The sequence below is a fragment of the Vibrio sp. Isolate34 genome, from assembly GCF_022397915.1.
Classification (GTDB): domain Bacteria; phylum Pseudomonadota; class Gammaproteobacteria; order Enterobacterales; family Vibrionaceae; genus Vibrio.
On record NZ_JAKEUO010000014.1, the window covers coordinates 100,346 to 126,722 of the forward strand.

The 26,377-nt window shown below is 45.4% G+C and carries 17 protein-coding genes and 1 pseudogene; 11 read left to right on the top strand and 7 right to left on the bottom strand.

Annotated elements, in window-relative coordinates; all coding sequences use genetic code 11:
* Positions 1 to 26 precede the first annotated feature (26 nt).
* Positions 27 to 1,868, bottom strand: coding sequence for a hybrid-cluster NAD(P)-dependent oxidoreductase (locus L1D22_RS15525; RefSeq protein ID WP_239830468.1), 1,842 nt, complete (start codon positions 1,866 to 1,868; stop codon positions 27 to 29).
* 217 nt (positions 1,869 to 2,085) lie between these two features.
* On the opposite strand from L1D22_RS15525, the gene L1D22_RS15530 reads away from it, so the two are divergent.
* From L1D22_RS15530 to L1D22_RS15540, 3 genes are all read left to right on the top strand, one after another.
* Positions 2,086 to 2,244 (top strand): YqaE/Pmp3 family membrane protein, encoded by a 159-nt coding sequence (locus L1D22_RS15530; RefSeq protein ID WP_004731890.1) that lies wholly within the window; start codon positions 2,086 to 2,088, stop codon positions 2,242 to 2,244.
* Positions 2,245 to 2,436: 192 nt separating this feature from the next.
* Positions 2,437 to 3,465: a dihydroorotase gene (gene pyrC / locus L1D22_RS15535; protein WP_239830469.1), complete on the top strand. Its 1,029-nt coding sequence runs from the start codon at positions 2,437 to 2,439 to the stop codon at positions 3,463 to 3,465.
* A gap of 306 nt (positions 3,466 to 3,771) precedes the next feature.
* A complete protein-coding gene (locus L1D22_RS15540; RefSeq protein WP_239830470.1) occupies positions 3,772 to 4,698 on the top strand; it encodes a M14 family metallocarboxypeptidase in 927 nt (308 codons plus the stop codon).
* A gap of 199 nt (positions 4,699 to 4,897) precedes the next feature.
* Here L1D22_RS15540 and L1D22_RS15545 read toward each other — a convergent pair whose 3' ends face one another.
* Both L1D22_RS15545 and L1D22_RS15550 read right to left on the bottom strand, forming a co-directional pair.
* Entirely contained in the window at positions 4,898 to 6,505 is a 1,608-nt protein-coding gene (locus L1D22_RS15545; protein WP_239830471.1) for a BCCT family transporter, read from the bottom strand.
* A gap of 485 nt (positions 6,506 to 6,990) precedes the next feature.
* Positions 6,991 to 7,563 (bottom strand): hypothetical protein, encoded by a 573-nt coding sequence (locus L1D22_RS15550; protein ID WP_123284843.1) that lies wholly within the window; start codon positions 7,561 to 7,563, stop codon positions 6,991 to 6,993.
* A gap of 479 nt (positions 7,564 to 8,042) precedes the next feature.
* On the opposite strand from L1D22_RS15550, the gene L1D22_RS15555 reads away from it, so the two are divergent.
* Positions 8,043 to 9,470: an NAD-dependent succinate-semialdehyde dehydrogenase gene (locus tag L1D22_RS15555; RefSeq protein ID WP_239830472.1), complete on the top strand. Its 1,428-nt coding sequence runs from the start codon at positions 8,043 to 8,045 to the stop codon at positions 9,468 to 9,470.
* 280 nt (positions 9,471 to 9,750) lie between these two features.
* On the opposite strand, the gene L1D22_RS15560 is transcribed toward L1D22_RS15555, so the two are convergent.
* Both L1D22_RS15560 and L1D22_RS15565 read right to left on the bottom strand, forming a co-directional pair.
* Entirely contained in the window at positions 9,751 to 11,937 is a 2,187-nt protein-coding gene (locus tag L1D22_RS15560) for a malate synthase G (protein ID WP_239830473.1), read from the bottom strand.
* Between the two features lie 117 nt (positions 11,938 to 12,054).
* Entirely contained in the window at positions 12,055 to 13,008 is a 954-nt protein-coding gene (locus L1D22_RS15565) for a LysR family transcriptional regulator (protein ID WP_239830474.1), read from the bottom strand.
* A 130-nt stretch (positions 13,009 to 13,138) separates the two neighbouring features.
* On the opposite strand from L1D22_RS15565, the gene L1D22_RS15570 reads away from it, so the two are divergent.
* Together L1D22_RS15570 and L1D22_RS15575 are read left to right on the top strand one after the other, a co-directional pair.
* Positions 13,139 to 14,737 (top strand): isocitrate lyase, encoded by a 1,599-nt coding sequence (locus L1D22_RS15570; RefSeq protein WP_239830475.1) that lies wholly within the window; start codon positions 13,139 to 13,141, stop codon positions 14,735 to 14,737.
* Positions 14,738 to 14,968: 231 nt separating this feature from the next.
* Positions 14,969 to 15,547 (top strand): hypothetical protein, encoded by a 579-nt coding sequence (locus L1D22_RS15575; RefSeq protein WP_239830476.1) that lies wholly within the window; start codon positions 14,969 to 14,971, stop codon positions 15,545 to 15,547.
* A gap of 102 nt (positions 15,548 to 15,649) precedes the next feature.
* On the opposite strand, the gene L1D22_RS15580 is transcribed toward L1D22_RS15575, so the two are convergent.
* A complete protein-coding gene (locus L1D22_RS15580; protein WP_239830477.1) occupies positions 15,650 to 18,106 on the bottom strand; it encodes a M9 family metallopeptidase in 2,457 nt (818 codons plus the stop codon).
* Between the two features lie 428 nt (positions 18,107 to 18,534).
* Between L1D22_RS15580 and L1D22_RS15585 the strand changes: the two genes are divergently transcribed.
* Genes L1D22_RS15585 through L1D22_RS15595 form a run of 3 tightly spaced genes read left to right on the top strand, consistent with a single transcriptional unit; the run spans position 18,535 to position 22,849 of the window.
* Positions 18,535 to 19,788: an acyl-homoserine-lactone synthase gene (locus L1D22_RS15585; protein WP_239830478.1), complete on the top strand. Its 1,254-nt coding sequence runs from the start codon at positions 18,535 to 18,537 to the stop codon at positions 19,786 to 19,788.
* Positions 19,781 to 22,432, top strand: a complete 2,652-nt coding sequence (locus tag L1D22_RS15590) for a hybrid sensor histidine kinase/response regulator (RefSeq protein WP_239830479.1) — start codon at positions 19,781 to 19,783, stop codon at positions 22,430 to 22,432. Before L1D22_RS15585 ends, L1D22_RS15590 begins: the two co-directional genes overlap by 8 nt.
* A 24-nt stretch (positions 22,433 to 22,456) precedes the next feature.
* The gene (locus L1D22_RS15595; RefSeq protein WP_239830480.1) at positions 22,457 to 22,849 is read left to right on the top strand and encodes a hypothetical protein; all 393 of its coding nucleotides are present in this window, start codon (positions 22,457 to 22,459) and stop codon (positions 22,847 to 22,849) included.
* A 36-nt stretch (positions 22,850 to 22,885) separates the two neighbouring features.
* Here L1D22_RS15595 and L1D22_RS15600 read toward each other — a convergent pair whose 3' ends face one another.
* Positions 22,886 to 23,812 carry a LysR family transcriptional regulator gene (locus L1D22_RS15600; protein ID WP_239830481.1) on the bottom strand — a complete coding sequence of 309 codons (927 nt, stop codon included), beginning with the start codon at positions 23,810 to 23,812 and terminating at the stop codon, positions 22,886 to 22,888.
* Positions 23,813 to 23,941: 129 nt separating this feature from the next.
* On the opposite strand from L1D22_RS15600, the gene L1D22_RS15605 reads away from it, so the two are divergent.
* Both L1D22_RS15605 and L1D22_RS15610 read left to right on the top strand, forming a co-directional pair.
* Entirely contained in the window at positions 23,942 to 24,730 is a 789-nt protein-coding gene (locus L1D22_RS15605; RefSeq protein WP_239830482.1) for a hypothetical protein, read from the top strand.
* Between the two features lie 200 nt (positions 24,731 to 24,930).
* Positions 24,931 to 26,375: pseudogene (locus tag L1D22_RS15610) on the top strand (DUF1214 domain-containing protein).
* The last annotated feature ends 2 nt before the right edge of the window (positions 26,376 to 26,377 follow it).

Consider the following 26,377-nt stretch of genomic DNA (forward strand, 5'->3'; position numbering starts at 1 on the left):
TGCGCTTTTCTTTCCAGCCTAACGAGTTAGTCTACGACTTCGATATCGGTTTGAGGCACACTGCAACACGCCAGTATCTGTCCCATGTTGCGTTCATGCTCTTGCAGCGCTGGTACATCCGGTTGGTGAACTTGCCCAGACTCAAGGGTCACTTTACAAGCACCGCAGAAGCCTGCACGACAACTAGATGAAATAGACACGCCCGCCGATTCAGCTTGCTCTAACAAGGTGGATTGGTTGTTACCTTCGAACAGGTAGCCGTTGACGCTCAACTGCAGTTGTTTCACCGCCTCTTCAGTAGACTGAACAACACCAAATGCTTCTTGATGGTAATGCTGAGGATTCAGCCCCATTTGAATCAGCAATTTCTTGGCATTATCCATAAAGCCGTCAGGGCCGCACACGAACGCTTGACGCTTGTGTAACTCATCAATTTTAGCGATATGAGACACGCTTAAACGTCCAGACAGACCATCCCACTCTTTGGTCGGTTGGCTTAGTGAATAAATCACACTTAGACCAGCATGTTCGCTAGCGATCTTATCAATCTCAGCTTGATAAGGGATATCTTCTTCGCTGCTGCATTGATGATAGAACACCACATCATCAATTTGACCGTGGTCGGCTAAGTAACGAAGCATCGACAACATTGGTGTGATGCCGCTTCCCGCTGACAACAGCAGTAATGGATGTGTTGGGTTATCTTCCAAATAGAATGCCCCATCTGGATTTTGAGCGACTAAGGTATCACCCACTTGAAAGTGATCATTTAACCAATTAGAGATTTGGCCATCATCGACACGCTTCACTGATATCGCTAAACGACCCGCGCGAGAAGGGCTTGAAGATAAGGTATAACGACGAGAAACCTTCTCACCATCAATCACCATTTCAATCGGTAGATGTTGCCCCGGTTGATAACTTGGTAGTGAGTGGTTCTCTTTCGCAGGCTCTAGCCAAAACGTTGTAAAGTCGCGAGCGATCTCTTCACGTTCAACACAAGTTAAGTGCAGCGACTCCACCCATGTGTCTTCGTAGTGCTCTTTCTCTTTGGTTTCGAGTACCTCAACCACATCACCAGCTTTGATTAAACCTTCATTTTTTGCCACTAGGTTTTGACCAAAGAACACGCCACCGCGCTCATTGGCTCTGAAAGTCGAGAAGGTATTAAGCGGCTCTTTTGTTGCTCTAAATTCGCCACGATCAACATCAACTGTCGTCAAAATACAGCGCTCACAAGGTTTCACCGCTTCGAATTCAACCTCGCCGATTCGGATGCGCTTCCAACCATCTTCAGCAAAGGCTTCTGTATTAGAAACAACAAAATTGGTGCGGAACTGATCCATCGAATGGACTTCAGGACTACGACGATTCAGCTCATCAAGTGATGCTTGGCTGATCACTAACATTGGATAGCCATCAGCGAAACTTACATTCTGCCCGAGCTTTTCACGAACACGATTCGATTGTTCACCAGTGAACAGCAACTCAACGCGAACACCCAACACATCGCTGAACCAATCATCGGCTTCATCATTGGTGGTATAAGCGGTGAAGCTGTCTTTCCAAACCGTTGCTGGCGCTTCTTGCATCTTGAAGTTCGCGTATTTTAGTCGCAGCGGCTCTTTGCCTTCATAAGTGAAAATCAAACCGTCTGGTTGCAAGCTTGAAGATACCTTGACCATCTTCGGGTACTTACGTGCCGTAACCATTGAACCGTCAGCCAATGCCAACATAAAACGTCTGTCGAAGGTAAGGCCTTGTTTTTCGACCCAAGCAGAAGAGAGTGCAATCCCGCCCACTGATTTAACCGGAAACACATTGATTTGAGATAACGAAGGAGCTTGATCTAAAGGTGACTGCGACATAACGATTCCAATGTTTTATTGTTTGTCCCAATGCTAACAAATGGTTATAAATAGATAAACTGGCAGGCATTAAACACTTGATACTAAGCTAATATCTTGAGATGTTTTGCTTTCTACCTTGATACATTAAGGCAGCAATGCAGTAACACTCTCCATACGCTCTATACTTTGAACACAATTACTGCATTGAACTTTCATTGAATAAGAAGGATTTATCATGAACAAACTCGTCATTATCATTTTATGTGTACTGCTTCCGCCTGTTGGTGTGTTCTTCGCTCGTGGTGCAGGTAAAGATCTGCTGATTAACATCATCCTGACCTTCTTCTTCTGGGTGCCAGGAATGATCCACGGGCTTTGGGTGGCGACTCGATAGCTCGTCCTCAAAATTAAATACCGAATAAAATACGAAGAAAAACAAGCTCCTAACCCTGAAGAGTTAAAAATAGGATGAAATGAAAGTGCTTTTCCACTATCATCCTGTCGCCTAAACGTAAGCGATTGCTTTCACAGATTTCGCCGAGTTTAGGCTCCAACTACATAACACTTCAAATGGTGGGAGCCTTCAATGACACAACTTACGATTACTCGTCCTGACGACTGGCACGTTCATCTACGCGATGGCGAAGTATTAAAAGATACAGTGCGCGATATCAGCCGCTACAATGGTCGAGCGTTAATCATGCCAAATACCATCCCACCGGTAACCGATACCGAAATGGCTCTTGCTTACCGTGAACGCATCATGGCAGAGCAGCCAAGCGAGCAGTTCCAGCCTCTAATGGCACTTTACCTGACAGACAACACAACACCTGACGAAATTCGCAAAGCGAAAGAGTCTGGTGCAGTAGTCGCTGCAAAGCTTTACCCAGCAGGTGCGACGACTAACTCGGATTCAGGTGTAACTTCGGCTCAAAAGATTTACCACGTGTTAGAAGCAATGCAAGAAGTGGATATGTTGCTACTGGTTCATGGTGAAGTAACCACTCACGATGTTGATATCTTTGACCGTGAGAAGCAATTCCTAGACACAGTGCTAGCGCCGATTGTGAACGACTTCCCTAATCTGAAGATTGTTCTAGAGCACATCACAACTGCTGATTCTGCAAACTTCGTGAAGAACGCCAACGACAACGTAGCGGCAACCATCACCGCTCACCACCTGCTTTACAACCGCAACCACATGTTGGTTGGCGGCATTAAGCCACACTTCTACTGCCTTCCTATCCTGAAGCGCAACACTCACCAATTAGCACTTATCGAAGCTGCTACAAGCGGCAGCAAGAAGTTCTTCTTGGGTACAGACTCGGCACCACACGCAAAAGGTGCAAAAGAGTCAGCATGTGGCTGTGCGGGTTCTTATACAGCGCACGCTGCCGTTGAACTGTACGCAGAAGTATTCGACTTAGAAGGTAAGATTGAGAACCTAGAAGCGTTTGCAAGCCACAACGGCCCTGACTTCTACGGTATTCCACGTAACACGGACACCATCACTCTTGTTAAAGAAGAGTGGAACGTTGCTGAAACCATGCCATTTGGCTCAGACATCGTTGTGCCAATCCGTGGCGGCGAGACGATTGCTTGGACTGTAAAATAGGCGCTTCGGCGGTGAAATAAAGGGGGCTCGATCAACAAAGCCTTTCGTTTCAATGCCGCTCATATATATCTTGATATCAGTTAACGATATTGCTTTGCCAGTAGCACAAGTTACTGGCTTTTTTCATGAGCTTAATTTGGCGTATATCCCGATCTTTACCTTATATTAATCGTCGTAAGACGCCTTAGCTTAGCTTGTTATAAATACCAGGCACCCCATTCCATACACAGGTTCAATAAGAGTTGCACGATGGCATTCTGCTGATTATTCTCACTTCATCACAACGTACCCCACAGAGATAAAACAATGGAAAGTACCTACACCTACCCTATTGGTGAGCCCGGAAAAAAATGGCAAGAAGCAGAGCGTCAAGCATGGTTTGCTCAAAGAACGGTTAAGCGTGAATATCAACAAGAAGTCGTGCCAAAGATCAAAGCACTGGAAGACCGCTTTGACATCGAGCAATACGGTGCACTGAGCTACGACGAAGCTCGCTTCCCACTCTTCGCTATCAAAAGCAAAAACTGGGACGCATCAAAGCCAACGATTCTTGTAACAGGTGGTGTTCACGGTTACGAAACCAGTGGTGTACATGGTGCAATCAAATTCGCTGCAACTCAAGCAGAGAAGTACACAGCGCACTTCAACATTGTTGTTGCACCTTGTGTGAGCCCTTGGGGCTACGAAGTGATCAACCGCTGGAACCCAAATGCTGTTGATCCAAACCGCTCTTTCTATGAGGGCACGCCAGCTGAAGAGTCAGCAAACCTACGTGCATTAGTTGCGTCTCTGCCAGAAGTATTGGTTCACGTTGATCTTCATGAGACAACTGATTCTGATGAAACTGAATTCCGCCCTGCCCTCGCCGCACGTGATGGTATTGAGTACATCGAAGGCATGATCCCAGACGGTTTCTACACGGTGGGTGACACTGAAAACCCTCAACCTGAATTCCAAGCAGCGGTCATCGCTTCAGTTGAAAAAGTAACTCACATTGCGCCAGCAGATGACGAAGGCAAGATCATTGGTTCAGACGTCACTCAACACGGCGTGATCAACTACCCAATGAAGAAGCTTGGCTTATGTGGCGGTGTAACGGATTGTAAGTACGGCACGACCACTGAGGTTTACCCAGACAGCGATAAAGTCACAGACGAAGAGTGTAACGATGCTCAAGTCGCTGCTGTTGTTGGTGCTTTAGATTACGTTATTCAGCACGAATTGAACGCGTAAGCGCAAACCCGCTAATAATCAGTATCTAATAGCAAGAACTAAAAGAGCCACAAGTGACTACTCACTTGTGGCTCTTTTTTGTTTCTCTTTCACTTATTTCTTCTACGGCATAAAAAAGCTCCCTTACACGCGGTGCAAGGGAGCTTTGAATCTGATGATTAGAGTAAGTCCCTATCTAGAAACTTACTCAGTTCGCAATTTACTTAGTTGCTGGAGTAACCGTTTCTTGCCCTTTACCGACTTCAGTCAGTAGGCCTTTCAGCAAGCTTACACAGCCAAGCAGAAGAATAATCGTAAACGGCAGTGCTGCAATAATCGTAATAGATTGCAGTGCTTGGATCGATTGAGTACCACCAATCCATAGCATCACCATTGCGATAGCACCTGAAATAACCGCCCAAACCACTTTCTGTTTCACTGGCACTTCAAGTTTACCACCCGCCGTCATGCCATCGATAACGATAGAACCTGAGTCTAGCGTTGTAACGAAGAATACGATGATCAGCGCGACTGCGATAACAGACAGAATGCTACCAAACTCGTAAGCATCTAACATGTAGAACAAGCTTAGAGATACATCTGTGATGCCTTGGTCAAGGCCAAGTTGCCCCACCTGATTAATCACTTGTTCGATAGCTACGCCACCGAAGATAGACATCCAAGCTGAAGTAACTAACGTTGGAATGATCAGTACGCAAAGTAGGAACTCACGAACCGTACGGCCTTTAGAAATACGCGCTACGAACATACCGAAGAATGGTGCATACGCTACCCACCATGCCCAGTAGAACACTGTCCAACCGTGCAGCCATGTTGTGTCTTCACGACCCGCACTTTGGCTCAACGCGACGATATTTTTCACATAGCCAGTTACAGCCGTTGCCATCGAATCAAGCACAGTTGTGAAGTTCAATACTGCGATAAGACCAAGGAATACGAACGCAATAACCATGTTCAGGTTACTTAGGAACTTAACACCGCCGTCCATGCCACGCAGAACAGAGATGATCGCCAAGCCCATGATCAGAACAATGATCGATTGCTGTAGGAAGATGTTGTTGTCCAAACCGAACACGTGGCTGATACCACTTGCTGCTTGTGTGCCACCTAAGCCCAATGAAGTCGCAAGACCGAACAGAGTAACTAATACAGTTAGTACGTCGATAACATCACCGGTTTTGCCCCATACTCGCTCACCCAAAATTGGGTAGAACACAGAGCGCATAGATAGCGGCAGACCTTTATTGTAAACAAAGTACGCTAGGCAAAGTGCCGTCATGCCATAGATAGCCCATGCATGAAAACCCCAGTGGAATACGGTTGCACCCAGTGCTAATTCACGACCCGCTGCTGTAAAAGGTTCAGCGTCTAGAGGCGTTCCGAACCAGTTAGTGAAGAACGCAGTTGGCTCTGCAACACCCCAGAAGATAAGTCCAATACCCATACCTGCTGCGAATAACATCGCAATCCAAGATGCCATTGAATAGTCCGCTGTCGCGTCTTCACCACCTAAGCGAACTTTGCCTAGAGGTGAGAATGCAAGAATAACGGCAAAAACTAACATGATGTTGGCTCCCCACATAAACAGGAAGTCAAACTTTGATAGAACAGCACCCTTAATAGAATCAATTGCAGCTTTAGCATCTGCAGGAGGAAGAGCAAGAAGAGTGATGATGAAAAGAAGAGATAAGCCAACTGAGGCTACGAAGACGGTGTTATGGACATCCATGCCCCATTTACTGACGTTGTCTTGACCAACTTGATAGTCAGTAGAATCGATACTGTATTTTTTTGATTTAAAACTCATAAATTATGATGTTCGCATATCCGGTTCAACGAATATAAGGACGCTCTCCATATCCAACTACTACTTGATTGGCTCGCCATTTCACAAAAATAAAACGTGATAAAAACCACCGAGCAAGGTGATAAATGGACTTACTGGCTCAATCCCAGGACGCGCATTATAGCACAGCACGAAGCATTTTGACTGAGTTTTTGCTCAATAGTCACTCAGCGCCCTGTCATTTATGGTCATTAAGCCTATAAAAAACGAACTTGATACAACATAAAAAACATTAAATTACAAATACTTAAACCTACCAGACTGTTAGCGTGAGTTTTTAAAAACTTTTGTGAGATAATTTTAAGAACCGCTTAATTTACTTATAGCTCTAACAAAAAAGCCCCGCTATAGGGGCGGGGAAATTACCAAAGGTAAAAGAGAAATCGATAGTGCGATTTTAGCGCCACGTATCGCAGCGCTAAGATGTTAAATCGCTATAGAGAGCATTAGATCGCGAAGCAAAAACCTAAGTTGTAGTCTTCGCCATTTTTCGCTGTGAACTCTTTGTCTTCACTCGATGCATTCGGGCGGCCGCTTTCATCGCCTTTTACTAAGCTCACCCAGTGACGGATTCCCGAAGAACGGCTAGCCTCAGTTTGACCAAACGTGGTACACGTCTCTAGTTGAATATCTTCAATATCAACCAATTCCAAGTGACCCGTGCCTTTACGAGCGCCGATTGTCACTTCAACGTGTGTTCCGCTCTCATCACGGAACAGAATTGAAGCAGGTTTAGACTTATCACCCGTGTAAGCCACAAAGTGTTTAGCGCGTTTCAGACCTGTGTGTTCACCGTTTTTGAAGTAAACCTGAACGTGTCGGTAGTCAATCTCGTAGCTCACTACATCTTCGTGAGAACCCGACTCGAGAGGGAATAGAGTATCAAGCAACTGTTTCGCCATTTTCTGCTTTTCGAGTTGCTTGTCTGCTTTCACCATTTCGACGGCAAAGACAGCTTCAGCAATAAAAGTTGAATGGTTTCTGTGAAGTTCTGTTTTGTCTAGTGTCAGCATATTCATAGTCTATCCCTCGTACGGCTTTGAATTTCATTAAGGTCAAACATCCCAATTGACCCTTTTAAAAATTGTTCTTTACTGTGTGGTTTCCATGTTTTTCATACTACTTGTATTTTTGTCACAATTTCACAACAAAAATTTCACAGTGTGAATTTTACTAAATTGCTTTTTTACACACTCCTATTTTTAGGGGTTAAATGAGTCGTAAGCTATTAATTTAAAAAGACTTACGATCATCAAATACTCGCATTTACGTCTTGTTTGAATTTGTGTAATAACCTACTCAATCACATTCAACGAGCAGCGCAGTGGTAGTCATTCCATAAAAATGAGTAAGCGTTTCAGTCTGAACACTATAAACACTGTATTATTGAGAAATAACTATTAAGCTTCGATCAATGAAGACTTGGTCGAAGTAATTTGAACACTCACCAACCCGCACAGCACCAACACGTGTTAAGTAATCATCAAGAAGGAATCACATGCTAGAAATTAATAACCAGCGCTTACTCTCTTTTATGGTGACAGAAGCGAATAACGCGGTTGCCGTGACCAATCCAGCAACGGGTGAGCTTATTGGACATGCACCTATCTCATCTGAGGCGGAATTGGACAGTGCTATCGAGCGAGCTCATATTGCGCAAAAAGAGTGGGCGAAAATTCCGGCTAAATCTCGCGCTGCGATACTGAAGGCTTGGCATCAACTGATCCTTGAAAACAAGGATGACCTTGCTCACTTAATGACGATAGAACAAGGCAAGCCATTGGCAGAAGCTGCAGGCGAAGTGGTTTATGGTGCAAGCTTTATTGAATGGTTCGCCGAAGAAGCAAAGCGCACTTATGGTGACTCGATTCCAAGTACCGCTGGGGATAAGCGTTTAGTGACAATCAAGCAGCCCATTGGCGTCGCATGTGCCATCACACCGTGGAACTTCCCAATTGCGATGATCACCCGTAAGGCCGCGCCTGCTCTAGCGGCTGGGTGTAGTTTTATTGTGAAGCCTTCTGACGAAACGCCACTTTCTGCGTTTGCTGTTGTTGAACTGGCTTACCAAGCGGGTGTTCCTAAAGACCTGCTTCAAGTCGTGCTGGGTGACAGCCCAGAACAGATTGGTGAGCTATTCACATCACATCCATTAATCAAGAAGATCTCTTTTACTGGTTCTACTCGCGTCGGCAGTATCTTGATGGCTCAAGCGGCAAAAGGCATCAAACGTACCTCGATGGAGCTTGGCGGTAATGCTCCGTTTATCGTATTTGACGATGCCGATATCGATGCTGCGGTTCAAGGCGCAATGGCTTCGAAATTCCGCAATGCAGGCCAAACCTGTGTTTGTGCTAACCGATTCTATATTCACAGCAAGGTGCACGATGAGTTTGTGGCTAAATTCGACCAAGCGGTACAGCAACTTAAAATTGGCAACGGCTTAGACGCGGGCGTCAACATTGGCCCTGTGATCAGTGAAAGAGCAAAACAGAACATCCAAGGTTTGATTGACCGCGCCATTGAACAAGGCGCGCAGCCTGCCACTCCAACTCAAGAGCTTGCGGGCTTGTTCATTCAACCTGTCATTCTTAAAGACGTGAAGCACGATATGGACATCGTTCAACAAGAGATCTTTGGCCCTGTCGCTCCTGTTATGAAGTTCGACAGCGATGAAGAGCTGATCGAAATGGCGAACGACACCATTTATGGTTTAGCGTCTTACTTCTACAGCCAGAATATCCACCGAGTGTGGAAGGTAGCAGAAGCACTTGAGTACGGTATGGTTGGTATTAACGACGGCATGATCTCAACTGAGGTTGCACCTTTCGGTGGCGTGAAACAGTCAGGTATTGGACGTGAAGGCGCTAAAGAAGGTATCGATGAGTACATGGATATTAAGTATCTATGTTTCGGTGGCAACTAAGCTTTGATGGGAAGTAAGCTTTGGAAATAACTGAGCTTGGTACTAATTCGGTTTTAGTCGGAGATAAGCTAGCTGCTTTCCAATCCTGCTCTCAGATCTGACATGTAACCAAAAGCTAAAAAAAAGCCGCGCTATAAAGCGCGGCACCTTGGGCTCGGTTAAAGGGGGTTTCTTTTTTTTAGTATTTTTCTTTCTCTGTTTTTATTATTAGATCACTTCGCTATTTCAGTGAGTTAGGCTTTTTGTGCTTTCGCTTATCTGCGATTTAGCACTTTCCGACTTAAGCACTCTGCGCTTTCAACTTTAGACGCATCGCGTGTAACACTGGCTCGGTATAACCACTCGGCTGAGCACAGCCTTCAAATACCAACTGACACGCTGCTGAAAACGCAATGCTATTTTCAAAATCAGGCGCCATGTTTTGGTAGCTTGGATCCCCAGCATTTTGCTCATCAACCACTGCAGCCATACGCTTCATGGTTTTCATTACCTGAGCTTCCTCGCAAATACCGTGACGTAACCAGTTAGCGATGTGTTGGCTTGATATGCGCAGCGTTGCACGGTCTTCCATTAATCCTACATCGTTAATATCAGGCACCTTCGAACAACCTACACCTTGGTCAATCCAACGAACTACGTACCCAAGAATACCTTGCGTATTGTTGTCCAATTCATTTTGGATATCTTGAGCATTCAGCTTTTGATTGCCTAGCAACGGGATAGTAAGAATATCGTCAACATTGGCTCTCACACGCTCACGAAGCTCTTTCTGACGGCTAGGAACACTCACTTTGTGATAGTGCAAGGCATGCAGAGTCGCCGCAGTTGGAGAAGGAACCCAAGCGGTATTCGCACCCGCTTGTGGGTGTCCGATTTTCGCGTCCATCATCTTGGCCATGTTATCTGGTTCTGGCCACATACCTTTACCAATCTGGGCTTTACCTTGCAGGCCACAAGCTAAGCCAAGATCAACGTTTTGATCTTCATATGCGCCAATCCAAGTCATGGTTTTCAGCTGTGTTTTAGGCGCAAAAGGACCCGCTTCCATACTGGTGTGAATCTCATCACCCGTTCGGTCTAGGAAACCTGTGTTGATGAACACGACACGGTCTTTGGCTGCGCGAATACACTCTTTCAAGTTCACAGAGGTACGACGCTCTTCGTCCATGATGCCGACTTTGATGGTGAAGCGGTCTAAACCTAATGCATCTTCAATGCGACCGAACAACTCATTGGTGAAAGCCACTTCTTCAGGGCCATGCATCTTAGGTTTAACAATATTAATGCTGTTCGCGGTCGAGTTTTGGTACGGGCTATTACCCTTTAAATCGTGCATCGCGATTAGTGAAGTGATCATGCCATCCATAATACCTTCAGGCACTTCATTACCGTCAGCATCAATAATCGCAGGGTTGGTCATTAGATGGCCCACATTGCGGATAAACAACATGCTGCGGCCTTTCAGCGAGATCTCGCCTCCCGTCACGCTGGTGTATTGACGGTCTGGGTTGAGGTTACGAACGATGGTCTTGCCATTTTTCTCTAGCGACTCTTGTAAGTCACCTTTCATCAAGCCTAACCAGTTACGGTAAGCCAGTGCTTTGTCTTCACCATCAACCGCTGCTACCGAATCTTCGCAATCCATAATGGTAGTGAGAGCCGACTCCACCAGCACATCTTTAATACCAGCCACATCAACGCTGCCAATTGGCGCGCTCGGGTCGATTTGAATTTCAATATGGAGATTATTGTGTTTAAGCAGGATACAAGAAGGTGCGCTTGCGTCTCCTTGATAACCAATAAACTGGTTGCGATCGATTAGAGTGACTTCTTCGCCGTTGTCTAAGGTCGCTGTTAGTGTATTGCCAATGCTGACGTTGCTGATGCTGTATTTGGTCACATCTTTATGGGAAACACCGTTGAGAGGTGCTGCGTCATCAAGGAAACCTCGAGCGTAGCTCACTACTTTAGCGCCACGTACAGGGTTAAAGCTGCCACCCTTTTCTGCACCATCACTTTCACTGATGACATCGGTACCGTAAAGCGCATCGTATAAACTGCCCCAGCGCGCGTTTGCTGCGTTAAGTGCAAATCGCGCGTTCATAATAGGCACTACAAGTTGCGGCCCTGCTTGAGTTGCGATCTCTGGTTCTACGCTTGCTGTGGTGACTTCGAAATCGTCACCTTCTGGTACAAGGTAACCAATCTGTTGTAGGAATTGCTTGTACTCAACCGGATCAAGCGTTTGACCAGCACGCTCTTGGTGCCACACATCGATTTGATGTTGAAGATCTTCACGCTTGATAAGCAAAGCACGGTTCTTTGGTGCCAGATCTTTAAGGATGGCTGCGAAAGATTGCCAAAAGTTCTCTGCGACAATGCCTGTTCCAGGAATGACCTGCTCATTAATTAATTGGTAGAGGGTGCTATCAATGCTCAAGCTTCCCTGTTGAATACGACTGCTCATAAAATCTCTCTCAAATTAACCGCTGACTACTAAATAAATTTACGTAACTGACAAAAATTTAGCTAATTTATGCCGTTTATATTGGATATTCACAAAAGAAATACCACAAAAACTGTGTTATCCCGTCACACCACTTTCGATTTCATTGGCGACACTTTTGATCAAGCGACGCATCCACTGGTGGTCTGGATTGGTTTGTAACAATGGACTCCACGCCATCTTTACCTCGAAGGGTTCAATCGCAAATGGGGCCGGTTTGATTAACAAGTTAGGGTTGTTGCGCTGCAATTGCGCGGCTTTGGTTGGAATCGTAAGGATAAGGTTTTTCTGCTGAGCAAAGAGAATCGCAGACAAGTAATGTCGGGTAAACACCGTGATATTTCGGGTTTTACCAATACGCATTAACGCTTCATCTATCCAACCGAGCTTTTGCGCTTCACTTGGGTTGATCCCGACTCCGGTTCCCATCCCCGTCTTACTTACCCAGATATGTTGCGCCTTTAAATAAGACAAAATATCAAAGTTATCGGCTATTGGATTATCACAGCTGAATAGGCAAGAGAACCCGTCATGCCAAAGGCTCATCTGGTGAAAGGATTGTGGAATGTCATCAAAACGGTTGATGATAATGTCCACAGTGCCTTGCTCTACATCCTGATAGCTCACATCACTTGGCGTCATTATATCCAGTCGTATTTTCGGTGCTATCTCGCTCAGTTTTTTCAATAGCGGTTGAATAATAGTCGACTCAGCATAGTCACTCGCCATGATACGAAACACGCGTTCACTGTCTTCTGCATTGAACTCTGTGGTCGGTTGTAGTGTCTTTTCGACATTAGCCAAGATGTTGCGGATCAGTGGTTGCAACTTTTGCGCGCGCTCGGTCGGCACCATCCCTTCACTGGTTCTCACCAATAGTGGATCTTCAAACAGATCACGCAGTCGGCGCAGTCCATTACTCATGGCTGGTTGAGTTATTCCTAATTGATTTGCCGCTCGTGTAACGTTTCTTTCACGTAGCAACATGTCTAAATACACAAGTAAATTAAGGTCTACACGAGCAATATTCATAAGAAAAATACCGAATATAATAACTATAAATTAACAAAATTATCACATGCGTGGTTATTCTTTGTCCATAGCAAAGTTTTAATCCAAGCCAATTTGGCAACCATACCCCACGTGAAACTAAGGAATAGTTATGTCGCAAATTACACAAGATATCGAAATGATAGAAGTTGCAAAAAGCGCTGCAGGTGCTCCATGGGATGCAATCAATGCTGAATCTGCTGCTCGTATGCGAGCTCAAAACAAATTCAAAACAGGTCTAGATATCGCGCAATACACGGCAGATATCATGCGTGCGGATATGGAGGCTTACGATAAAGACAGCTCTCAATACACTCAGTCTTTAGGCTGCTGGCATGGTTTTATCGGTCAACAAAAACTGATTTCTATTAAGAAGCACTTTGATGGTAAAACAGACCGACGCTACCTATACCTTTCAGGTTGGATGGTTGCTGCACTTCGCTCAGACTTTGGTCCACTTCCAGACCAATCAATGCATGAGAAAACATCGGTTGCAGGCCTAGTAGAAGAACTATACACATTCCTGCGCCAAGCTGATGCACGTGAACTGGGTGGTTTATTCCGTGAACTAGACGCTGCACGTGAAGCGGGCGACGTTAACCAACAAGACCTTATCCAAGACAAAATCGACAATCACGTAACACACGTGGTGCCAATCATTGCAGATATCGATGCAGGTTTCGGTAACGCGGAAGCGACTTACCTAATGGCTAAACAGATGATTGAAGCGGGCGCATGTTGTCTACAAATTGAAAACCAAGTTGCCGATGAGAAGCAATGTGGTCACCAAGACGGCAAAGTAACGGTTCCACACGCTGACTTCCACGCAAAACTTCGTGCACTTCGTTACGCTTTCCTTGAACTAGGCATCGACAACGGCGTTATTGTTGCTCGTACCGATTCTCAAGGTGCTGGCCTAACAAAAGAAATCGCAGTAGTGAAAGAGCCGGGCGACCAAGGTGATATCTACAACTCATACCTAGATGTTGAAGAGATCGATGTTGTAGATATGGCAGAAGGCGACGTTTGCTTTAACCGTGACGGCAAGCTAGTTCGACCTAAGCGTCTACCTTCAGGTTTATACCAATTCCGCCAAGGTACTGGTGAAGACCGTTGTGTATTCGACTGTATTGAAGCAATCAACGCGGGTGCTGACCTTCTTTGGATTGAGACTGAGAAACCACACATCGGTCAAATCAAAGAGATGATGGATGGCGTACGTGAAGTACACCCTAATGCGAAACTTGTTTACAACAACTCTCCATCATTCAACTGGACGCTAAACTTCCGTCAGCAAGCTTACGATGCATTGGTTGCTGAAGGTAAGGATGTATCAGCTTACGACCGTGCAAACCTAATGAGCGCGGAATACGACGAAACTGAACTGTCTGCAAGTGCTGACGAGAAGATTCGTACATTCCAAGCGGACGCATCTCGTGAAGCGGGTATCTTCCACCACTTGATTACGCTACCGACTTACCACACTGCAGCGCTGTCTACCGACAACCTTGCGAAAGAGTACTTCGGCGACCAAGGCATGTTGGGTTACGTTGCAAATGTTCAACGTAAAGAGATCCGCCAAGGCATCGCATGTGTTAAACACCAAAACATGTCTGGTTCAGACATCGGTGATGACCACAAAGAGTACTTCGCTGGTGAAAATGCACTGAAAGCAGCGGGCGAAGCGAATACGTCTAACCAATTTGATTAATCGCTAACGCTTTTGATTAGTCGCTAACGCTAAAGCCTCCCCCGCCCTTCTCTCTTACTTCGGTAAGATCCGGGGGAAGGCTTTGAGATAAAGCTTGTACTGCCGGCTTTATCTCAAAGTCTAAGATTTGTGTTCTACACCACGGTCAGCTAAGCAACATCTGTTTAAGCTAACTGTATTCATATTGTTGAGATTCCTGTTTGTTGATATTTCTTTTGATTGAGAGTGCCTATGACTTCAATACCTAAACACCTACAAGATGCAAAAACGCTGCTATCAGAAAATGGCTTCGCAACGGGTGATACTTGGTATCACGGTACGTCTTCAGCCTTACTCGCTTCAATTAAAGGCCAAGGACTGAAACGTTCTGGAGACAAAGCACTCAACGAAGCCGCTTCAAAAACCATGGCAACGATTGGCAATAACTACACCGAGTCGGTTGAACCTGTGTTCCTGACTCAGAGTAAAGAGCTGGCGTATTACTGGGCGCAACAAACCGTTCGTGAGCGCAGTGTTCGTTTCGAAGGGGAAGAACAACCTGTCGTGTTAGAGGTAAACCTGTCTGAAAAACAGCGTGCCAAAGTAAGACCTGATGTGGGTGCGATGAGCCTGTTAATGATGAGTGTGGGCGAGCAATTCATGGCTCACATGGCTAAGGTTTATCAAGAGAACAACATCGCAGGCCCTGACATTGAGCTTCGCACTGCTGATCGTATGGATTACTTGAACAAGCTGGGGATGGCTTACATTGATGAAGACATCAGCCGAGCTTGTGTACAAGAGCTAACAGAGCCGGAACTGACCAGTTAATCAGGTTCATTACGTAAGCACTATTCAGAATAAAAAAGGACTCCTAATCTAGGAGACCTTTTTGTTAGTGGCATTTTAGCGCCATTGAATTAATGCCCTTTATTAGTGAAAATACACCAACATCTCGACATCACCCCCTTGCTGCTCTGCACTCAGTAAGAAGTGTATATAGCCTTCTTCTGTTACAGGAATTTGCAGGTACTCATTGCTTCCACGGTAATCAGACGCGTAGTCATGCTGCCCTGCTGTTGGCCAGTATGAATGGCTGGCGAACAGATCAACGTTACCCGCATTCGACTGTTCGTTTTCCGCATTGTCGCTCTTATCGTTGAGCCATACTCGCACCTCTTGTACGCCTTCTGGTACATAGACAGCGGCATAACGTCGTTGGTGCACGGTAAGCACTTGAGCCTGACCGGATTCCAATACCACAGGAGTTAAATCATCTTGTTGTTGAGTCGGAGGCGTTGGCGTTTCTGTGACTACCGATGCCGTTAGCGACACCTCATTAAAATCGGTACGCCCCGCAACACTCATGTAGTAACGACCCGACTTGATGTAACCCGAAGGTTCTTTTTCAAACGTCACCACTTCATTGCTGCCATTACCGTATTGGCTGAATTCAAAGTCGTAGTAATGCGCTGGTTTGTTGTAGCTCATGTAGAGGTCAGCATCACCTTGAGTTTGCCCGTCAATAGACACTTCAAAATGCGTCGTGTTCTCCGGGATATCAACATAGAACAACTGCTCGCTATACGCCTCGCCACTCAACAACACACTTTGGTTCGCTGCAAGCACTATGGCTTGGTCTGTTGGTTGCGTAGGTTCAGTGGGTTCAGCCGGCTCTGTGGGATCAATAGGCTCTATTGGTTCACTTGAAACCGAGTCTAACCAACGCTCAAACTCACCATTGTATTGCTGTCCTAGCACTTTTACTTGTTGTGCCCATTCGGAGAATTGACCAGTACGAGACAATGCCAGTAAACCTTGCACCTCTTGAGGATGCTCTTCCAGCATGAAGCGTACCGCCAAGTACCCCCAACGATATATACGATTGGAGTCATGGGAGTAAGTGGTCGCAAGCACATCCGACAGACTCATCTTCCCGCTGCTAATCAAACCAATCGCTGCATCGTAACCTTGCTTGTAATGCATAAATTCGGCAAAGCCCTCTAACCACCACACTACATAGCCATGTGCTAGGTTGTCGTTGAATGAGCCATATTGGTTAAAGCGAGCATCGAGATAGTGAGTGTATTCATGCTCTAAATTGAGAATAGAAAGATCATCACCATTGGCGTAGCGATAAGCCACAAAGCGAGCGACGTTACCGACTTCTGCAGGATTACCCTCTAAATACTGACCGCCATTGTCTGTGGTATTGCCAAACAAGAACGATGAATAATCTATGTAACTGCCTTTGCTACCAAACACCGCGACTTCAACTCGCTCGTTGTTATCATCAGCGACAGGTTTTTGACCCGTATTCGCGACTTGATGGAAGTCGGCCTCTTTGGCAGCCAACACATCACAAGCCTCCATCGCTTGTGACTCCGTTAGGTCTTGAGAGCGAATAATCGCAGGTCCTTGGCACTCATAACGATGAGGAAGTACACGCGTTGCCAAGTCGCGTTTCGCTTGCTCTAGGTCTAACCCATTCAAACCTTCTGGTGCGAAGTAACTCATCATTTCAACGGCCGCTAGCCATAGCTTATCGTGCTCGCTGCCCAGTGGGTTTTGCGCCATCACTTGCTGCATAACCCGTATCGCTTTGTCCTTGATCGCTTTATCCGGGCTGGCTAACAAACGGCCTGTTTCACGCACGGCGTTATAAACCAGAAAGCTTGCATCCGTATCCAACGCCCACGTGTTATCACGAGCAAAAGCCGCCAGCGTTTCGATATGTTGGGTGTGGTTTGCCATGTAATCGTAGAAATCATCTCGAGCGGCATGCCCTGCCATTGCTCGGAACAGATTATTAAGACCATCGACCCATTGTGAATCCTGCGCTGTTTCACGGTTAAAGTGATTCAATGCCGCAAGTTGCGCATCCATGGTCAGTGGAAGTTGCTTAACATTATCAACCATCAACGTCAGGCTTTTCATTGCTCCAACTTGCTCGCGCCCTTGATCGAGTGCATTAGGGTTCGCAAGAAAAGCATTAATAGATTGAGCGAAGCGCTGGCTTAACGCCTCGGAGAAATCCTGCGCTCGCGCGTTATAGCGAACGTAATAAGCGGCGCGGACAAATTCACCAAGGTTTTCAAGTTTACGAGCTTGTTCAGCATCACCTCGGTAACGGGCAATTTCTAGGTTAAGTGCTATTTGAATACGGCTTAGGCTCGCTTCGCTATAGATATTGTTTAACGAACTCTCTTGAGCAGAGAACCAAGCGCCATAGCAACTGTTGTCTGCTGATGAGACAGCGAGAGCAAGGTCAGACGCCTGCTGAAGATCAAGCACCTCACACTGACTTTGAGCAAAGGAGAAACTGGAAACACTGGCTAGCATGCAAGCGAGAGCCAAACGATGACGTGGAAATAAACGGCTATGAGACATACAAAACTCATTAGTTAATTATATATTTTGGCTCGCCGTTATATTCCTTACGACTAACAAGGTGAATTCAGTTGCGTATGATTTATGAGCTTGGTTCAAAAAATAGATATTTTACGTTAATTTATAAATCCAAAGGATTATGCTCAATTGATACAGGTCAGAATCGGAGCAAGGTTAGGCTCTAAGTGATTGAGAATATTCTAATTTAGCAACTTATAAACTAGTAAATGTTCTGTTGTTAAGGGGGTGCGCAAGTAGTAAACTTGCGTTCGATTATGCAACTTGTTTTTAAAAACTATAGACACAATTAGAGTTACTCAATCTCAACAAGGTAACTTTATATCAAATAACTTAATAACAATTCGTGTCTGGTTAATGAGTGCAAATCCAATAAAAATAATTATATAAACCTAGGCTAGGTTAACACCATGGAATTAACGTCGTCTTTAGTCTCACTGTTGGCTAGCAGTCAGGCTATCGAAAAGAAACAACACGCGCTGATCGAGCTCGTGATCAACACTTATCAGCCACAAGATCGCACTGCGCTTTTCCAAACCGTCACAGACTACCGTAGACGACTATTGGAATCGTTCTTCCCAGAACATCAACACAAAAGCCTCTCCGTTTTATTTGAATTGATGGACTATCGCGATCTCATTCAACGCTATCCAAGTAGCTTATCGACCGAGATGGCATTGCTAGAGGAAGCGGCAGGTCAGTGTTACATGCATTGGCTAGACTTTTGGTGCGAATGCGAAATTGCTGCTATTAAGGCAAAGTCGCCGCTCGATAATAGTTCACCCTCTGGTATCGACCTGCCGATTAAAGACAGCGCTTACTACAGCGCAATCATTGATCAGATAGAAGATGATCAACTTGTGGTACAAACCCCCAGTCACCCACAAGGCATGCCTATCAGTGATGCCATCGCTTTAAGCAATCTTGAGGTTTTCATCAAGGGTGAAAAATGGTTTGAGATGCTGCCTTTATTACACCTGTCACAGACGGGTAAGCACTTTATTCTGCTCAAACACCCAGACGATGAAGCCTTCCCGACATTAGTCTCTTCCGCATTGATTCAAGATTGGTCAAAAAACGAAACCTGGCTGAGCTACGCCCCGCCGTTCAGCAATGATCACTGGCAATACTGCTTACCAAATCATGGTTACGATTCACTTTCAGGGTTACAGCTATTCACGCCACCGATATTGTCAAAATGTGATTCTCTGCCAAAATTCGATAATCAGTTTCAGTTACAACTATCCGAAACTCGAGCCATATGTGAAGTTCTGCGCTTAACCGTCAGTGGAAATACCCAACAAAAACTCTACTTCCTCTATCTCGCTCAAAAAGAGCTGATGAGCGTCTTACATCAAGTTGGCTACAAAATTGGCTTCACCATCATTGAACAACCTTTCATGCTTCAGTTTTATCAAGCTATTGACCCAAAAGCGTATTTCCATTCGGGATATTGCGAATTGAACGATGACGGCACCACGATTTACCGTGGCTTTTGGAATTTCGAATTGATGGTCAACGTATTTAATGACACCGATTTTAAAGGCTACAAACGCGCCGTGCGTAACAGCAGAAAGCTTAGCTCAGAAGAAAAATTAAACTCTGTTCAACAACCAGATTATCTGCAACAGCCAAGCTCGGTAAATAAGGACGAACATGTTTGATTTCGGCTTAGAAGCCATCATCCACGCCAAAGCGATAACGCTTCTTGCGACGGTTGCTGTGGTCGTGATGTGGTTACTCTACTATTGCTACCGTCTGAAACTAAAGAGCGAAGCGATCGCAGGTACACACCACGTTCCCTACATCGCCTATTCGGTCTGTATTGTTGCGTGGATAAGCAGTAATGCTTACTTCCATACTGACTTGTTGCCAGAGCTAGGGCCGTCAGCAGCTGTGTTTGCAGCCAAATTTGCCAACCTCGCCTCTTTCTTTGCGTTTGCTTTCGCGTATTACTTCTCGTGTCAGCTGGCCGCCGAACAACGCAACGGTAAGGTGCACCTATGGCAACAAGCGATTTTCGTCACCCTAACCGTCTACTCCTTGTTTATTAATTTAAGCCCAGGCTTAACCGTTGAAGACGTTATCATTGTTGGTCCAAGTCAGTTTGTAATTGAATTTGGTCCGCACACTTCGTACTTCTTCATCGGCATGATCAGCTTTGTAGTACTGACACTAGGCAACCTAGTGGCAATGCGCGCCAACAGCAGCAAGCTCACTCTGACCAAAACCAGCTACATGATTGCAGGTATCTTGGTGTTCATGCTGTCTACAGCCACGATCCACCTAGGTATGACTTACTTCTTGCGTGATTTCTCACTGACTTGGCTACCACCAGCCTTATCTATTAGTGAGATGTTGTTCGTTGGATATGCTCTGCTGACTTCTCGTTTCTACAGCGTGAAATACCTCGCGTACATGAGCCTAAACGCCCTGTTGGTGTGTGCGATTTTAGTGATACCGTTTGGCGCGATATTCATCCCGCTGACCGAAGATAATCAATGGCTAATCGCAATTCCAATCTGCGCGCTGATCGGCATTACTTGGCATGTACTCTACAAACGAGTGAGCCGTTATGCCTCCTTCTTTGTCTACGGGAACAAGAAAACGCCAGTACAGCAAATCCTTGCTTTAGAAGAAGATTTCAAGCTATCAATTGATGATGCAATGCGTCGTTTGGGTAGCCTACTTCAAATCCCAGAAGACAAACTGCGCCTTGTTAACAGCAACTACAACGAGACTTTCTACGAAGACTACCTGTCGACCAACAAGTCTGTTTTAGTGTTCGACGAACTGTCTGAAGAGCTCGATTACACTGCGCCAGCAAAACGTTCGATCAAGGCACTCTATGAGAAGATGAGTTCAAACAACACCGCCTTAGTGATGCCTCTGTTTGGTCAGGGAAAATCGGTCACGCACTTGTTGGTGTCATCACACAAGAGTAACGATCAGATGTTCTCTAACGAAGAGATCTCTGCACTACAAACCCTGTTAACTCGCGTGCAAAGTACCATCGAAGCGGATAGACGCATACGCCAAAGTCGTGCTCTGGCGAACTCCATCGCCCATGAGATGCGTAACCCACTTGCTCAAGTGCAACTGCATTTCGAAGTACTAAAGCAGCACATCGATAACCAAGCGCCAGCGAAACAGATCCTACTTGATATCGAGAACGGACAAGCTGCGATCCAACGTGGTAGACAGTTGATTGATATCATTTTGCGTGAGGTCAGTGACAGCTCACCTGAGCATGGGCCTGTCACTATGACCTCAATCCATAAGGCCGTGGATCAAGCGGTCAGTCATTATGGTTTTGAGAACGAAAAGATCATTGAACGAATTCGCTTACCACAACACGCTGATTTTGTGGCAAAGCTGAACGAGACCTTGTTTAACTTCGTTATCTTTAACCTGATTCGTAACGCCATCTATTACTTTGATTCGTATCCAGACAGCCAAATCGAAATCAGCACCAAAACTGGCTCTTACGAGAACGTGCTCGTTTTCAGAGATACGGGCCCAGGGATTGATGAGACCATCGCCCATAAGATCTTCGATGACTTTTTCTCTTACCAAAAGAGTGGCGGTAGCGGCTTAGGTTTAGGTTATTGCCAACGTGTGATGCGTTCATTTGGTGGCAGAGTCGAGTGCAAATCCAAGCTTGGTGAGTTTACAGAATTCCACCTGTACTTTCCTGTTGTGCCAAATGCGCCAAAAGCGGATGACCTGCGTACGCCTTACTTCAACGATTGGAAACACAATCAACCGACGGAAGATCAAGCCGAAGCAGAGTCGCAACCAGAGAACTCAACACCAAGTGCTGATAACGCTTCTGAACCAGCACCTACAACTGCACCCAAAACTGAGCCAGAAAAGACGCAACCAACAAATCCACCAGCATCAAACCACATTGCACCAACCGTGCTGATCGTGGACGACAAAGAGGTACAACGCACACTTGTTCAGATGTATTTGAGCAGGCTCGGCGTAAACAGCTTACAAGCCAAGAACGGTGAGAATGCGGTTGAACTGTTTAGAACTCATCAAGTTGATTTGATTCTCATGGATGTACAAATGCCAGTCATGAACGGCTTTGACGCAAGCCAGATCATCAAGGCACGCTCACCTAATACGCCAATCATCGCGCTTTCTGGTGAATCAGGGCAACGTGAGTTAGACATGATCAATCAGTTAATGGATGGTCGCCTAGAAAAGCCAACGTCATTGGATGCGCTTCAACATGTACTCGATAACTGGTTGAAGCAAGGCAAAACATCCAACGCTTCTAAGCAAGCAGAAAGCGAGTAGCGACTCGCAAGTGATGATTTTGTATTGGTATGCCGCACAGGCCACCCACTCGCCAACACATTATTGAAAAGTGACCAGCAAGAACCTTTGCAAATAGCGAGCTTGGTCGTCAGTGATTGGAACGACAATATTGCCTTAGCACCGAACGTGTTAGCCGATGTCGGTATCAATACTGAGGTCAAAATACGTTCGACGTACTTACACAGTTTATTGTCTATAGTGAAGCAGAGCGACGTGTTATTCCCATGCTCAAAACTACTGGCCAATTCGCTTTCAGATGAATTTTCCTTTGTGCAGTTTCCTCACATGCCCAACATGCCAAATGGCGATATTGGCATGACTATAGGGCGTAAACATCGCAATCAACCGAAAATGCGCTGTTTAGAATCGTGTATCGAAGAGGTATTCAGAGGTTAGTTACTGCAGCTCTGAAAGTGTAAAACAAAGCTAGCCTTACTGATGATTAGCCTCTGCCATTGCCGTTTCAATCAAATCCAACAGCCATTTGTATTTGGCTGAGTGCTGGTTTTTCTTATGAAGATAAGCGAATACCTCCATCTCCTCGGTTCCCTCTTCCAGTCCCTCAATCACGATTGAGCGTAATACCCCTTTGTGTTGTTCAATCACCGGAGGCATGCAAGGGGCGATATTATTGGAATGCTTGATCGTTTCGATTAACCCGACAATAGAAGTCGTTCGCAGTGCCATGTTAATTGTCTTACCTTGGCTCAACACTTCCTCTTCCAACCGTGAATGTTTGTTTTGATCGAAATAAGCGAGGTCAACGTGAGCAAATGGAAACGACAACAAATCATCAATCGTAGCGATGGATGCCTTGAAAGGATGATCTTCTCTTACTGCCAATACAAACTTTAAGTTCACGATAGGGACGGCAATGATCTCAGCAGGCAAATTCTTAGCTTCGAAATGAATGACAAAATCAATCTCGTCACTCTTAAGCCTTTCTAAAGAGTTTTGGGAACTCGTATGGCTGATCAATCTTGAAAGTGGACTTTCTACTGATAGCTGATGAAACAGAGCCGGAGTCAACCAAGGCAGAACATGAGGATTCGCCTCAATCTTAAAATCTTCACTGAGGTCCGCGGGATTAAACTGTTTTCCTTCTTCTATCGCCGTAACCAATCCGTCCAATAGCGGGAAAACGCGCTGATAAAGATCGTCCGAATAAGGCGTCGGTAAAAACTGCTGATGAGACAGCACAAACAATTCTTCACCTAAGGATTCCTTAAGCTTCTTGATGCTTTGACTAACCGCTGGTGTCGAGACAAACAACTTCTCAGCCGCTTTTCTCAAGCTCTTCTCCTGATACACCACCACAAACACTTTCAATAAGTTCAGATCGACATTGTTCAGTTTCACGGGACACCATAAATCATTGCTTAACGAATGGTTAAGTTTATATGAATTAACTTAACAAAGTCCACTTTGTATAGTTATCCCACCTTCACGAAGTACACGGATGTAGAGAGATAACTCTATGAGGCAGCTATGTTATTACAACGTTCGATCCTTTCTCTAACCCCTCTTTTGTTAGCTAGCGGTGCTATCGCTGAAGAAACAGAAGTTCAAGATATGTCAGACCCATTAGCGGTCTACACACAAGTAGGCTTCGGCTACACCGACAAGGGCTTAAACCTAAAAGTCGGACAAACCTACGACACTGGCAGTGATACCACCATGGGCATGAATGTGTTCGAAATCAAAGGTATCGCTGGTGAGGCGATTGGTTGGAGCGGTCGAGGTGCAGACGACAGTATTGATTCCTTCCGCTTTAGAAACTTCGGTGTAGACCTAACTAATGGCAGAGGCTCGCAAGTTGATATGTCTTGGGATTTCGATAACAACCAAGGCAACGCGTCTTACAGCTTTATTCAAGCTTTACCACAAATGGGCATGTTTAATTTCTACCCGCTCGCTGGTGTCGGTATCGCAGCAGGTGAAGAGTTGGTTGAAGGCACTGGTGGCGATCTCGATGCCGATCAACTTCGCGACCGCTACAACATGCACGGTACTTTCTACGTCGCAGGTATGTACGCCAAGATGCAACTCACTGACAAGGTTTGGCTGAACTATAACCCAATGTATTTAGGCACAATGTCGGGGTCTTCAACGTTCAAAGATTTTGGCTTTGAGGGCAGTGACTCAGTACTCGCGCATGAATTTGCAGCAAGCTATCAGATCACTCCAAGAGCCAACGTTCGTTATTTCGCAAACTGGACTGAAAACACCAGTATTGAAGACGGTGATCACCGCATCGAATTTAACTATCAGTTTTAACAAATCAGTTCTAACCAATCAATTTTAGCAAAGCCGTTTTAATTGAGCATTTCTAACGAACGGTTTCAATTTCTAAGAACAGTTTCAAATTAAAAAACCAAGTTTCGAATAAAAAAGTTTCGAATTTTTGAGGACACAACATGAACATTTTATCTAAAGCGATAGCCGGTACTTTCACCTGACCACTTCGATCGACAGCGATGCTCGTTTCTGTAACGGCTTTGTTTTCAGCAACAGCGATAGCTGGAAACGATAACCCAACAGAAACCCTTCAAACACGTGCGGGAGACTTCACCTTCGAAACCGACTTTCTTCATGGTATTCCAACATAAGAAAGTTCAGCGAAGCTGTTCGAACTGATGGACTATCAACGTGCGTCACAAGCTTACATTTGGTCGGTGCCTTTGGTTTCAAACTACGCATGGAAACAAGCTTATGCCGACATGGGTGCAGAGGACGGTCAAATTACTTATGTTGAATCTCATGAATCTAAGCTAGGAGGTCTAACTTACAACACCTCTACGCCTTACGCGATTACTTGGTTTAACGTAGAAAAAGAGCCTGTTGTTATAGAAATTCCCACAGATGAACTGCGCGGTGCAGTGTACACTATGTGGGAATTTCTCAGATGACCGAACCGGGCGTCTACGTGGTAAAAGCCAAAGGAGCAGAAACACCGACTAACCAGCCAAAAGGCGCTAAAGTTTTTGAGTCTGATACCAACTATGTTTTCTTCGGCGTTCGTTTAATGGCAGATTCAGACAAACAACGTATGAAAGACTTAGATGCTTTAAAAATTACAGACCTCAACGGTAAGCCACTGAGTGATAAAGGCGTCAACTTCCCTGAATGTGGTGAAGACGCCAAACACCCAAGAGGCATGGCATTTTGGAATACGTTGAATGAAGCTATTCAAGCAGAACCTGTAGCAGTGCGTGATCGTATGATGCACGACATGCTACGCCCACTGGGTATTGAGAAAGACATAGCATTTTCCCCATCTGCTCAACAGCGTGAGATTTTAGAGCAAGCTGTCGTGATGGGAGAAGCGATGGTTAAAAACATCGACTTCAACAAAACAGAACGCTTGCCACACGCAGCTTACGGTAAAGAAGGCAACTTTTGGGAAGTTGCAACGGCTTCAACACCGAACCAAGACCGTTACTAGGGTATGGATCTCGATGGCCGCGCAGCATGGTTTTATGAAGCTGTAACTAATGACGTAGCGATGCACGGTTTTGAGAATGGCGGTTGGGGTCAGATCTATCTAGACAACTACCGTGATGATAGTGTTAAGGGGCTTAATAACAGCAACCACTACACTCTGACTCTGGATGGTGATGTAAACTTCGCTGATTTGTTCTGGACAATCACTGTTTATAACGTTGAGAACCGCGCCATCATTAACAACGACATTGAGCGTTCCGATGTAGGTTCAAACATCGAAGGTACGGTCAAAGACGCACAAGGCAATTACACCTTCCACTTCTCACCAACTAAGCCAGCAGGTGTGAATGAAGCTAACTGGGTGCAAACTCGAGAAGACGAAAACTGGTTTGTTTACTTCCGTGCATACTCACCAAGTAAAGCATTTGTCGCGCAGCAGCCAGAGACATTGCTGCCTAACTTTAAGCGTGTGAACTAGAT

Bases quoted from the DNA above. Each gene is read 5' to 3' on its own strand.
- L1D22_RS15525 (WP_239830468.1), bottom strand. From the start codon at position 1,868: ATGTCGCAGTCACCTTTAGATCAAGCTCCTTCGTTATCTCAAATCAAT.
- L1D22_RS15530 (WP_004731890.1), top strand. From the start codon at position 2,086: ATGAACAAACTCGTCATTATCATTTTATGTGTACTGCTTCCGCCTGTT.
- pyrC (WP_239830469.1), top strand. From the start codon at position 2,437: ATGACACAACTTACGATTACTCGTCCTGACGACTGGCACGTTCATCTA.
- L1D22_RS15540 (WP_239830470.1), top strand. From the start codon at position 3,772: ATGGAAAGTACCTACACCTACCCTATTGGTGAGCCCGGAAAAAAATGG.
- L1D22_RS15545 (WP_239830471.1), bottom strand. From the start codon at position 6,505: ATGAGTTTTAAATCAAAAAAATACAGTATCGATTCTACTGACTATCAA.
- L1D22_RS15550 (WP_123284843.1), bottom strand. From the start codon at position 7,563: ATGAATATGCTGACACTAGACAAAACAGAACTTCACAGAAACCATTCA.
- L1D22_RS15555 (WP_239830472.1), top strand. From the start codon at position 8,043: ATGCTAGAAATTAATAACCAGCGCTTACTCTCTTTTATGGTGACAGAA.
- L1D22_RS15560 (WP_239830473.1), bottom strand. From the start codon at position 11,937: ATGAGCAGTCGTATTCAACAGGGAAGCTTGAGCATTGATAGCACCCTC.
- L1D22_RS15565 (WP_239830474.1), bottom strand. From the start codon at position 13,008: ATGAATATTGCTCGTGTAGACCTTAATTTACTTGTGTATTTAGACATG.
- L1D22_RS15570 (WP_239830475.1), top strand. From the start codon at position 13,139: ATGTCGCAAATTACACAAGATATCGAAATGATAGAAGTTGCAAAAAGC.
- L1D22_RS15575 (WP_239830476.1), top strand. From the start codon at position 14,969: ATGACTTCAATACCTAAACACCTACAAGATGCAAAAACGCTGCTATCA.
- L1D22_RS15580 (WP_239830477.1), bottom strand. From the start codon at position 18,106: ATGTCTCATAGCCGTTTATTTCCACGTCATCGTTTGGCTCTCGCTTGC.
- L1D22_RS15585 (WP_239830478.1), top strand. From the start codon at position 18,535: ATGGAATTAACGTCGTCTTTAGTCTCACTGTTGGCTAGCAGTCAGGCT.
- L1D22_RS15590 (WP_239830479.1), top strand. From the start codon at position 19,781: ATGTTTGATTTCGGCTTAGAAGCCATCATCCACGCCAAAGCGATAACG.
- L1D22_RS15605 (WP_239830482.1), top strand. From the start codon at position 23,942: ATGTTATTACAACGTTCGATCCTTTCTCTAACCCCTCTTTTGTTAGCT.